This window comes from Cuniculiplasma thermophilum, assembly GCF_052315355.1.
GTDB lineage: Archaea > Thermoplasmatota > Thermoplasmata > Thermoplasmatales > Thermoplasmataceae > Cuniculiplasma.
Genome location: NZ_JBLSDF010000046.1, coordinates 1 through 12327, shown reverse-complemented (window position 1 = coordinate 12327; position 12327 = coordinate 1). Strand labels below are relative to the sequence as shown.

9 protein-coding genes are annotated in these 12327 nt (G+C 32.8%); 4 read left to right on the top strand and 5 right to left on the bottom strand.

Annotated features, from left to right (window positions below):
• The 5 genes from ACNF42_RS07795 to ACNF42_RS07775 all read right to left on the bottom strand — a co-directional run.
• Positions 1-218 (bottom strand): hypothetical protein (locus tag ACNF42_RS07795; protein ID WP_443340191.1); only part of this gene is annotated, 218 nt, incomplete at its 3' end.
• 32 nt (positions 219-250) lie between these two features.
• Positions 251-3217, bottom strand: a complete 2967-nt coding sequence (locus tag ACNF42_RS07790; RefSeq protein WP_443340190.1) for a DEAD/DEAH box helicase family protein — start codon at positions 3215-3217, stop codon at positions 251-253.
• A gap of 2 nt (positions 3218-3219) precedes the next feature.
• Positions 3220-5835 (bottom strand): DNA methyltransferase, encoded by a 2616-nt coding sequence (locus tag ACNF42_RS07785; protein ID WP_443340189.1) that lies wholly within the window; start codon positions 5833-5835, stop codon positions 3220-3222.
• On the bottom strand, positions 5822-7003 hold the full coding sequence (gene cas1, locus ACNF42_RS07780) for a CRISPR-associated endonuclease Cas1 (RefSeq protein ID WP_443340188.1): 1182 nt from the start codon (positions 7001-7003) through the stop codon (positions 5822-5824). Before cas1 ends, ACNF42_RS07785 begins: the two co-directional genes overlap by 14 nt.
• Complete coding sequence (locus tag ACNF42_RS07775; RefSeq protein ID WP_443340187.1) at positions 7000-8040, bottom strand: hypothetical protein; 1041 nt, start codon at positions 8038-8040, stop codon at positions 7000-7002. Before ACNF42_RS07775 ends, cas1 begins: the two co-directional genes overlap by 4 nt.
• Before the next feature lie 199 nt (positions 8041-8239).
• Between ACNF42_RS07775 and ACNF42_RS07770 the strand changes: the two genes are divergently transcribed.
• The 4 genes from ACNF42_RS07770 to ACNF42_RS07755 are packed head-to-tail and all read left to right on the top strand — an operon-like array spanning position 8240 to position 12270.
• On the top strand, positions 8240-8590 hold the full coding sequence (locus ACNF42_RS07770) for a hypothetical protein (protein WP_443340186.1): 351 nt from the start codon (positions 8240-8242) through the stop codon (positions 8588-8590).
• Positions 8587-9237, top strand: coding sequence for a helix-turn-helix transcriptional regulator (locus ACNF42_RS07765; protein WP_443340185.1), 651 nt, complete (start codon positions 8587-8589; stop codon positions 9235-9237). The genes ACNF42_RS07770 and ACNF42_RS07765 overlap by 4 nt, the downstream gene beginning before the upstream one ends.
• Positions 9234-9653 (top strand): HNH endonuclease signature motif containing protein, encoded by a 420-nt coding sequence (locus tag ACNF42_RS07760; RefSeq protein ID WP_443340184.1) that lies wholly within the window; start codon positions 9234-9236, stop codon positions 9651-9653. Before ACNF42_RS07765 ends, ACNF42_RS07760 begins: the two co-directional genes overlap by 4 nt.
• Positions 9646-12270, top strand: a complete 2625-nt coding sequence (locus tag ACNF42_RS07755) for a hypothetical protein (protein ID WP_443340183.1) — start codon at positions 9646-9648, stop codon at positions 12268-12270. Before ACNF42_RS07760 ends, ACNF42_RS07755 begins: the two co-directional genes overlap by 8 nt.
• The last annotated feature ends 57 nt before the right edge of the window (positions 12271-12327 follow it).

Genomic DNA, 12327 nt, shown 5'->3' with positions numbered 1-12327 from the left:
TTCTTCACAGAATTGAGGGAAACATTCTCAACCTTCCAGGGTGATTTAAGTTCTAGCAATGTTGAATAGAGCTGGCATTCGTCCATTAAATAATATATCAAAGCATTAGATAAAATTACCCACATGAAAGTGGGAAGAACCTTTTTAATTTTTTTCTTTATTTTGTACAATGCCTGTTGCGATATTCCCTTATCCTTAACGACTCTGGGCTTTAACAATAAAACTAACTAAGAAATAAAAAAAAGGAAAACTAATTCTTGGAAAATGTTTCATTTACTAGATTGAAAATCTTCTTAGGATGATCACACCAGTATTTTTTGTATTTATCGGACAATTTATTCTTATCGTCTGTATAAAGGAAAAGATAAACAAATATATTTAACCCATTCCACTTGAAACTTTTTACTTTATCATTTTCTTCAAAGATCTTTGAATATCCGTCAACTTTGAATTCATAATCCGTGAACGCTGTGCTCTTTGGATCTACAAATATAATGTAATAATTATTACCTTTGCGAATCCAAAATATGAAGTCCGGGTAGAATTTTTCCTGTTTATTGTTCTTTTTATTATAGTAGGGAATGTAAACTTTATCGGTTGTCTGATCTATCTTTGAGAAAAACCAAAAATCAAGGTCAATTTGATCATCTTTTATAAAATCTTCAAGATCTTCTATGAATCTTTTTTCGCTCTCCTCTTTGATTATGTGATTAATTATATCCTCCTTAGAATCCTCTGCTATCATAACTGGAATGTAGTAATGGTTACTCACATTTTTAATGCTTATTCTATAATTATCCTTTTGAAAATCCTGTACCTCAAACCAATTTATGCTTTTAATCTGCTTCTTATATTCCTCATATGAAATTTTTCCATTATTATATTCATCTGTGATTTGCTTAAGTTTCTCTTCTTGTTTCTCCACCCCAACCACGTTATTGATCTTCCTCTTCAAGTCCTCTAATTCACTTTCATCAAGAATAGCGTTTATTTCCTTGAAGTGTATAATTTCATTTTCAAGAGCCTTAAACTTATCAAAATTCTCTAAGGTGATTTTGATATGATCTATTAAATCTATGGTTTGAATATATGCATTCCCAGTTTGATTCGATTCAAAATTTTCTTTTTTAAGGTATTCTCTTAATTCAGGAATATCTGAGATCTGTAAATAATCGGAATATATGGCATATAATATTTTATCATCACCAATCCATTTCATATATGAGTCTAAGAGATCAAAATTTCCAGAGAATTTTGGTATCTCATCTATGGCTGGTTTGTCTTTTTCCTTATAAATGGGTATTAACAATTCATATTTTTCTGTATCCTGATTTTTCTTTAACTCTAAAATAAATCCGGATTTACTTCTTTCGTATTTTATGGAATCCATTATTTTTGCGATATTTTTAACGTCTGTGCCGAACACAAAGAGAGATTCAATCATTGAAACTTCATAATTTTTGAGTTTATTCTTAAACTGCTTCGCTAAAACATTTTCATTTGCTAAAAATCTCAAGCGTTTTCTCATATTCTTTAATGGCTCAATTCTTTCACCTCTACCTATTGATTGTAGCACGTATTTTTTTGAATCACCCTTGCCTATGTTTATGAACATCATTACATTTGGTCTATTAGAGTCCCAGCCCTCGTAAAATGATCTGGAACCGAGAAGAATATTTATAGAGCTGTCATCTTCGTTCAATTTGCTGAAGACACTTTGATTGTCATAGGATTCACTTATTTCATAATTCTTTAACTTTTCCTTAACCCACTTTCCGATGTCTCCTATTTTTATCAAAGCAAAGGGCCTATCGGATGTTTTAAGTTTAAGAGCAAGTTCCTCCTCGTTATTCGGAATCTTTATCGCTTCGATCTTCCCATGCCTATCTGAATTATAGACATATTTCAATATATCATCATAATTTATTGCTCTTATAAAGCCCTCATTTAGTACAAATTCGTCGTGTCCAAATACATACCTAGGGTGATCCTTTAGTTCATTTATGAGGTCATTCATTGCATCACTAAAATTATTAAAATTCGAATTGGTAGCAATTCTGTCTAAAATATTGAAAATCAATTCAAGATCTGATTTATCTGTATTGACTGAATTTCCATATATAACCATCATTGGATTATGGTACAAATTTTTATCAATCAATGATATGCTTTCCTTTGCTTTCTTGATAGCTGTGAGAAGTATTAGTGATTTCAGTACAATCTTTTCTTTTTCATTTTCATCGAATTCGCTAAATTTATCCAGATTTTTCTGGGATACATACACATTCTTGCCATAACCTTTCTCTATGAATCGATCAAGATTGAAGTTGAACACCGTTGTTATGATATCCCATGGATCAGTAAATGTTGCTGAGAAGTTGAATAAGAATCCGAATCTTGTTATGAATGAAAAATATACCTGCCTTTTGGAATCCTCCTTATCTCCCTTGTGAGCTTCGTCAAGTATCAAATACCATTTCCCATTGTTTTCAAAATCCCTGTATGATAAAGTCTTCTCTTTCGTTTCTTCTGAAATTAGATCGGATCTGTATACGAATACATTTATACCATCCTTATCTATTAGAAAGCCCCCATACTTTACCTTTTCATAATCTCTTAAGTCATATATGTTAATTTTCCTATTATGGTATTCATTGTATTCATTAACATGTTTCCTAAACTGCTCTATAAGATCGTCCCTGTATGTTAAAAAGAGAATGTCATTTTTTGGTAGCTTTTCGTTTCTCATTAAATAATCTATCAATTCTATCATTTTTATTATGACTAGAGTCTTCCCAGATCCTGTGGCCATCCAGAAGCTTGCTCTATTGGCAAAATTGTAGAAATTAATTACTTTTCTTTTATTTTGAATCGTATAATCATAGTATTGCAATATGTTCCTAACAGCTTCATTGTCGTCACTTATTTCTAGAGATTTCACAGCCTTATTTTTTCTAAGTATTTCATTGTAAAGTTTTTTCTTGGCTTCGATGAAATCTTCATATTTGTCGTTTTTTGGATATTCGTAAAAATTTTCATAGAAGAAGTTTAAAAATTTGGTGATATTCTTTATAGCATCTACCTGATAATCAAATAATGTTTTATTGGAAAAGTATTGAATATTTGGTAGTTGCCATGATCTAGGCAAAGCCTCGTAATCAAGTTCATTTCCAATTGCTTCGTAAATTATGTTTTGTTTTCTATCCTCATTGGTCAATTTTACCACCATATCAATGGCCTCATTGTCTTAAAATCGATGTTGTCAAAATATATCTTCTCTTCACTTCCAGAATCATCTGTTAATGTTACAGCGTTATTTTCTATTTTCTTAATTTTCTTGCCTCTAATCAATGAAAGCGTTTCAGCAATATCGATGTTGGGGTAGATATGATCGAAGTTAATTTTTATTTTATTATTTTTATAATCTAATTCCATTGCATCCAAAAGCTTTGGATCTTTTAAGAAAACATATTGTTCATAGATTGATTTATCGTCTAAATCAAAGAAAGGTTCAGAAGGTATATAATGGCATTTCCTAAGCGTTTGTTCATATTGTTCTAAATCATAATACTTGAAGAATCCACCAGCATTATTCTCATTATACTTACTTTTCACATCATCATCACTAGATATGCTAGACTTATCATAAAACAAAACCCTCTTCATCCTAGGCAAAACTACTGTATAGAAATGCGAGCCCATTTCAACACCTATCCATTTTCTTTTAAGTTTATGTGCTACTGCTGTGGTGGTTCCGCTTCCTAAGAAGAAATCCAGGATCAGATCTCCCTCATTCGATGTAGACTGTATTGCTCTTTTTATAAATATTTCGCTATTTTCTGTCTTAAAACCCCATTGTCTTGAATATCCTTGAAAATCTATCCATACATCCTTTAATGGTTCTTTATAAGTAATAAGATACCATTTTCCATCTTCATAAATTAATCTCTTTTCTTTTAATAAATCTACAATATCTTCTTGTTGTATGCCCCATTTCCTACCTTTTGGCGAAGTATATTCTTTATCATTGATTATCCTAGAATCTTGATAAGTTTTATCTTTAACTGGCAAGAAAGGTTCATATTTTGATGGACTTTCTTTTTTAACATATAGAAGGTTGAATGTTGAATTAATTGTTTTTGAAAAAAAGAATAAGCTTTCGGACTCTTCTGAGAATTTTTTAATACGTGTCATTGTTTTGAAGAATTCCTTGGACTTAGCAATTGTAATTTCATTCCTAAAATTATCCTTTCCGAAAATTTCATTCATTAAGGGTCTAACAATCCAGTTTCCATTGTAGTCACACCTTACGAATATGCTACCTGTATCTCTGAGTATATTTCTAGCTAAACTTATTCTATTTTCTAGCATAGTAGTCCATGTAGAATCTTTATAATTTACATTGTATAAGAAATCAGCATTAGTGCCCAAGTTAAATGGTGGGTCAATATAAATAGTCTGTGCTTTTTCTTTAAACTTCTGGAGTATTGTATTCAATGCCTGATAATTTTCAGAATGAATTAACCAACCATCTAGTTCATTATCTAAGTCATCAAATAGTGAAAGAATATCTAACTCTATATCTTTAAAGTATTTTGTATCAATAGGTAGGAATTTATATTTTTCATTAATAGTTTTAGTTAATCTTTTTTGCAATATTGAGTTTGGATAAAAATCCTCATCAATTAAATCTAATAAGTACCACTCTACAATTTGATTGTCTATTTCCCCTGCTTTTTCAAATCTATATCTATATCCCTTACCCTTACTTCTATTATTTTCTTCATCAGTATATTTCTCTTTACTTTCTTCCTCAGAATTTTGATCTATAGGATTTACTTGTTTAATTTCTCTCCATTTAGTAATGTTTTCTCTAAATTCTTTATTCTGTTTAATTAAGGAATCAATTATTTTTTCAATTACTTCTATTAATCCTTTCTTATTTGCAATTCTATCCAAAGTAATAACATAATTTGAATTCAAAACAAACTTTGGCTTATTCCATATCTCTACAAGTTCATCTTCAAATTGAGATACAAAATCTATAACCTTATACGCTATCTCCTTTAGTAATTTCAACTCCTTCAATCTTTTTTCAGAAAAGTCTGATTCATCATCGAAAATATAAATTTTCAGCCATAGATCAAATTGTTCTCTTAAGAAGGATTTAGCATCCTTGTTTATGAAATAATCCACTTCGTTCTGTCTTTCGAATATCTTGAATATTTTTTCAATATCCTCTTCATCGAGGTAAATTTTATTTTCTTTTAGTTTTTTTGTTATATCGTTAAAATCTGTTTTTCTTCCTTTTTCTGAATAATAAACATAGAATATTATCTCATTGTTCTCTATATTATTTAATTCATATATTATCTCTCTCTTTTCGTTTCCTGATTTATGCTCTAATTTTGAAACATCAAATTTTATTATGTATTTTATAGCGTCCTTTTCATACTCAACAGTTAAATTGTTCCATAATTTGTCTGTCTTTACGTAATAGAGCATCCTTGTTTTCCAAAATAATATTACATCATCCCGATCTGTGTATATCTTATCATAAATTTTGCTTTTCAATGGTGTGTATGTGAAATATACAGATCCAGATTCGGAAAAGTATGAAGAGAAAAATGTGTTTAACTTATCGTACATCTCTTCTCTGAAATCCTGTAACCCCATCGTCTTTTCATCTATTTCTTTCTTCAATTCCTTGAAAACAACATCAAAGTAAGATGATTTTATCTTCATTAAATTAACAAAGCCAGAATTACCCTCTACTTTAGTCCCTATAAATATATCCTTCAATCTATCGTAAAATAACTGTTCATTCTTTTCCATAAATTTTCACCTGAGTCTTATTATAAATCTCAATACTTTTTCCCTCTTTAATCTTTTTCTGCTGATACCATAGCGTTGACTTGTTGATTTTCAGCTCTTTCCTCTTTTGAGGATTGATTGCCATAATCTTTGACCTCAATTCTTTATCGTCTACCCTATCGATTCCGATTTCAGGAATATTGAAATCTAATGCTTTGGATTTACCAGAGATGTAATTGCCCAGAATCCTTACATTTTCGTAAAGGATGTTATTCAAAGTATGCTGTTTATTCCTGAACTCATAACGCTTGTTGAAGTTATCCTTAATTTTTTCAATCAGTAGCTTAGCTGTATCTGGCTTTAACCTGATATGGTAATTCTCAGTTGTTATGAAATCTGATTTCTTCAATTTTGTTTCCAGTAGTTCGATAACGGAATAATCAATAACATACCTGAATAATTCCTGTAGATCGTATACAAGAGGATGTTTGGACGGTGCTATCTCATGAAGATATCCTATAGAGACATCAAGACCTATTGCATTGATGTCTTTTCTTACGATTGATTCCAGTATAGCATAACCATAATTCAGTAAAGCATTGATAGGATCGGACGCATTCATATTCCATGAATACGATAGATTTTTCCTTGACTGGAAATTGAAATCCTTAGCTAATGAATTGAATATCTTTGATAGTTCAGTCCAGTAAGCCGATGCAATGCGTCCTTCATACATCATAAGACTGTTTATGTTGTCATAATCCACTCTTTGAATTTCCCTGCTTATTGTGGTTAAATCGATGTCATAGAACTTTGATAATTCCTTAATCAGACCGATTGAGGACTTGGTCTTTTGCTTGACAATCTGACCGGCTATATATAATCGTAATTCAGGATTGAGGTATTTCTCATATTGCTTTATTTTCAGGTCTGCGTTAAGGGTTTCCTGAGGTTGTGTTACCGATAATAAATTCCCATTCCAGTTAAGCAAAACGATAGAGACATCATGTTTTGAAAGCCATCTCATCGCTTCAAAACTTATTGAACCGTAATGGCCATCAATTATGATTGAATCATAAGGTATCCGGTGAGGTTCAAACTCGATCGTGTTATCCTTTTGCTTTATGATTAGATGTGCTTTGCTAACTTCGATGCTTATTCCAAAGCCAGATAAGAGTAAGGGATTCATTTGTTCACCTTTGGCAACAATATCTCTTTTAAGACAGATTCAGAATATTCATTATCAACAACATTTCCATTGAAAGAATCAACAACAAAAAACGATCTCAGTATGGTTAAAAGAGGGTTGTCATTCGATACCTTCTGAATGCTAAGTATCCTAGATATAAAGAACATGGGATCGCTTTCAAAGGTTGAATGATTCTCATCGAACAAGTTAATAAGAGAGGCTTTCTCTGGATCCATAAATAATGAGCCGAGATAATACCTTAAGATAGTTACAAAGAGATATGTTCTATCCGCTGATCTAAGATTAAGGAAATAATCCATTGCCATTGGAGATGATGATATTATCTGTAGCATCTCATTTCTTTGCTTATCCGGAAATATTGAGTTAATCACATTGCTTAATATTGGTTTGAGTTCAATAGGTTGTACTTCGTAGAGGTTATTAATATTGGAAATCAAGTCCTCAGGTCTTGCATTTCTTAGATAATCTTCGATATCAACAATGTTATACCCACTCAGTTGATTTTTCATATTTTCAATAGTTTTTCTAGTTTCCTTTACCGATACGTCCTCACCATTTCTCCTTGCTTTCTCAATAAGCTCATTAAATTTATCTTCATCACTTAGTTGAATCAAGTCCTTAAGCACCTCAATTCCTATGTTCACCATTCCATAAATAAAAAAATAATCGCTGAAGATCTGTTCCCTAGCATATTTGCTTCTTAAGAACAGTGGCTTGTAAAAATCATTTAGAAAATTGAAGACGGTCTTGAACTGGGAAAATGACCTTTCTATGTGATATGTATCGCTCAAACCTCTCCTTTCTGCTTTTCTAATGCTTATGATATTTTCACTTACTAAATCCGATAAGTGCTTTCTAATAACCTTGACATTCCTTATATTCTTCTCTTTTCTTAAATAAGCTCTGATATCTGTTATCGTTGCCCCATCGTTGTTTGAAACGTAAATAACGATCTCGGATTTTGTGTTTCCAACTGGTTCTCTCTGGCTAGGCATTCTTCTCTTACGTGTTGCCATTAATATGATAGGATATTTACATATAATATGATTATGACTATTAGACAGTATACCCCATATCTGTTGATTATACAGTATAGTCTTTAAAATTGAAAAATACCAATAATATCGATTTTCCTATACAGATATTGTAGAACAGTGATTACAGATTGTCTAACAGTCTGTAATGCTGTCTGTTCTATAGAGGTGAAAAAAGAATATGAGAAGGATATTCACAGTATCGATAGATACCGAACTGGAAAATGCTGTTGAGGAATATCTAAAAGCGAAGGGAATAGAAACGAAGAGTGAGGGAGCAATACAGCTTCTCAAGAAAGGCTTGCGATATGAAGAAGATGTATCTAACCTTAAATCTGAGATAGAAAGACTGAAAGCTGAGAATGAACGTCTGAAATTGAATCTGAATACCATACATTTACCGTGCTCAGTCTGTGGAAAGCCAATGAACATAAGGGAAAGGGATGACGATCCCGTATACAGCGATATGAAGAAGAGATACAAGGACTGGGGTCATAGCTCTTGCATAGAAAGACAAAAGGTGAGAAAGTGAAATTCTCACCAAAATACCGTTCTTTTGAGAAATGGCTATCGAACTTCAAAGGATCAGAATCATACAGAAACCGTGTCATAAGATTGCATGAAAAATATCCTAAAGCATCATTATCACAGCTAAGAGGACATCCAAAGGGCAAAGAAAAAATAGTTTCAGTACTGAAATCTGAACCAGTCCACAAGATGTCATGGTCAGCTATTACAAAACGGGAATTGCGTTTAAGAGAAAAATCTCTTGATGTCCTGAGGAAAGTCAGGAATGGTCAGTCATTAACAAAAGCATCTAAGGAACTTCATATTAAACCGGAAACCGTAATCAAGAATACCGGCGCTTTCAAAAAGGTAAAGGGAAAGTGGATCGCAAAGTCTCAGGATAGGATATCAAGGGTAATGAGCATATACGAGAACGGCAAACAGGAATGGATTGAGATTAAAGATTCCCGTGTTGCTTCAAAGATTGGAAAATACAACTCAGCTGTTAATGAATTCCTAAGAAACGGTAATATCAAGGTCTTGAAGCCTTTCAAGAAGCCATTCAAGGACTCAAAGGGTAAAGTGCATAGATTCGAAACAACTCCGGATAAGCTTTATGAAATCGCTAAACAACAAGAAGAACCTGAATTTTGGGAAATATACAAACTATGATCAATCAGATACTCTTATCCAGTAAAATATACGATTCCTTAATCAAGGCAAAAGAAACAATGGATAATGAGTATCAGGAAACGTTTAATTGGATAACGGATATCATTGAAAATGAGAATAGACCTAAATATAACGAATGTGAGATATGCGGTTCTAGTAAAAAGTTAGAACTGCACCATGCTAGAGGACGCAAACATGGGAATGAGACTATAACAGTATGTCAGGAATGCCATAAGATACTTACAGATAAACAAAGACTTTGGGATAGCTCTTGGCTTGATCCCAACGCTGAAAATAAGGGTGCTTTCCTGATTCTTGGTCTAATTGATGTATGCGAATTAAAACATCAAAGGACAGGTAAAGAGATTTTCAAGCGATTTGCTGAGAAATTGACAGAGGGATTTGCCTATGAGTGATATATTTGTAAGAGCATTTACCGGAAACAGTAAGGAAAAACACACAAAAGAACCCGAGAATCATAATCCAAATATCAGGTTGATATTCGATACTGAGACAACAATAGACCAGTATCAGAATCTTACTTTTGGATCATGCGTAATCCAAAAAAAGATAAGCACTGGAATCAAGGAAAAATGGTATCTGTTCTATGGTAATATTCCAGAGGATAAGATACAAATTTTATTGGATTATGGAAAAAAGCATAATATAGATGTTATGCCGGTGAGGGAATTTGTTGACAACGTATTCTATCCTTATGCTTACAAGATGCGATGCCAAATCATAGGCTTCAATTTACCTTTTGATATATCCAGATTGGCTATTAATTATGGTATAGCACGTAAGAGCGATGATGCATTTTCATTCAAGTTATCAGAGGATAAAAGGAATCCACGAGTACGCATAGAGTCCATAGACCAAAAGAGATCATTTATAACGTTTACAAAACCATTGAGAAAGAAGAGCGATAAGAAATACGGGTCTTACAAAGGATATTTCGTAGACCTAAAGACCTTTACTTTTGCCTTAACCGATAGATCGTATTCATTGGATTCTGCATGTAAAGACTTTGGTGCATCCAGAAAAATGCATACCGAAGAGCATGGAAAGATAACCGAGGAATACATCGATTACAACATTCAGGATGTCAGAAGCACCGCAGATCTATACGATAAGGCCTTAGAGCGATATAAGATGTTTAACCTGAACAAAGAGCCTAACATACTATATTCACCGGCTTCAATAGGTAAGGCATACCTTGAGAAAATGAATATCAAGCCATTCCTCGAACAGAATCCAGATTTCCCTAAAGAGATATTGGGATATGCCATGTCCTCATACTATGGAGGCAGAACAGAGATAAGGATTCGCAATAGGCCGGTACCCATTACGTATCTGGACTTCACCTCAATGTATCCAACCGTTTATTCGTTGTTAAATTTAGATGAATTTCTCAAAGCAAAACATTTAAAGTTTACATCCAGCACGGAATCGGTTAAAGAATTTGTTAAGAATGTAAGTATAGGCGATCTAAATAAACCAGAGACATGGAAATCACCCGAGATGCATTCCATTGCCAAGATAAAACCAAATGAGGACATATTGCCTGTTAGAATGGAATATTCGAAGACGGCTAAAAACATCGGGATCAACTACTTAACCTCTAAACAGGAATTATGGTATACCGTTGAAGACGTCATAGCCTCAAAATTGCTTACAGGAAAGACGCCTGAGATTGTGGAAGCGATAACATTCATTCCTCAGGGTATTCAGGATAATCTGACTGATGTGAGCATATCTGATATAACGATATCTTCAAGTGAGGATTTCATAAGAAAAGTAATAGAAGAGAGAATCAAGGTTAAGAAATCTAACCGTTCTGATAAAGACCAGATACAACTAATATTGAAAATAATTGCAAATGCAACATCATACGGAATATACATAGAAGAGAACACAAGATCGTTGGATACCGCTCAGGATGTCGAAGTTAATTCAGTTGATCAATTCACATCCAGAGTAAAGAAGATTGAGGATAATGGAAAATACTTCAATCCAGTTATGGCATCATTAATTACCGGATCAGCACGTTTGATATTGGCTATGGCTGAATCCATTGCCGTTAAGGGTGGATACATCGCATATATGGATACGGATAGTATTTTTGTATCACCAAACAAGGTCAAGGGGATACAAGATTTCTTTAGACCGCTCAATCCTTATGCTGTAGAGGTTGAAATGTTCAAGATTGAAGAGGACGATAATCATAATCCCTTAGACAGTGTAATGTTTTATGGCATATCGGCAAAGAGATATTGTCTGTATAGGATTGAAAATGGTGAAATCAACATACTGAAATATTCAACTCATGGCTTGGGTCATCTCAAGGATATTGACGGTAAACATATATGGAAATCAATTATTACAAAAGACTTTAAGGAATATTCTAACAGGATCGCAATATCTCAGATTACCATATCTAAGCCCTCTATCCTGAGACGGTTCAGGAAAATGAATTCTAGCAAGACCATAGATAAACAGATCAAGCCCTTCAATTTCATGCTTATCGGATTAGAGAAAAACGACGTTATACCTTGTCTGCCATATAAAAAAGATTTAGCTGGTATCCAATATGAAAAATTCATCGATTACAAAACAGATACAATATCTGATAAATTACCATTTTCATCATCTGAATACTGGCATACCCTAGAGGATGTCCTTACACAGTATGTAAGGCATGATGATCATAAGTTCGATTATGACGATGAAGGAATAGCCCACAGAAAACACATCGTTGCTGATAGGATAAGGTACATAGGTAAGGAGACGAACAACCTTGATGAAACTCAGATCATTGGAATAGAAGAGGATGACTATCTGGAATATGATGATGTTATGGAATTCTACAACTGGGTTCTATCGTTGAAACCTAAGGCCGTTAAGGATAAGGGAATATCGCAACAGGCATTGTACAAAATAAAGAAAAAAATTAAAAATTCTAAGTACCTGAATCTAAAAACCAAGATTGTAAAAATACTCATAGAATTTTACAAGAATTCAAAAAAATTTTAGATAATTAATATTTTTTTATTAATATACTATCTATGAAATTCACAACTTTTTTCGGTC

Coding starts and splice junctions, on each gene's coding strand:
- ACNF42_RS07785 (WP_443340189.1), bottom strand. CDS start 5,835: ATGGAAAAGAATGAACAGTTATTTTACGATAGATTGAAGGATATATTT.
- cas1 (WP_443340188.1), bottom strand. CDS start 7,003: ATGAATCCCTTACTCTTATCTGGCTTTGGAATAAGCATCGAAGTTAGC.
- ACNF42_RS07775 (WP_443340187.1), bottom strand. CDS start 8,040: ATGGCAACACGTAAGAGAAGAATGCCTAGCCAGAGAGAACCAGTTGGA.
- ACNF42_RS07770 (WP_443340186.1), top strand. CDS start 8,240: ATGAGAAGGATATTCACAGTATCGATAGATACCGAACTGGAAAATGCT.
- ACNF42_RS07760 (WP_443340184.1), top strand. CDS start 9,234: ATGATCAATCAGATACTCTTATCCAGTAAAATATACGATTCCTTAATC.
- ACNF42_RS07755 (WP_443340183.1), top strand. CDS start 9,646: ATGAGTGATATATTTGTAAGAGCATTTACCGGAAACAGTAAGGAAAAA.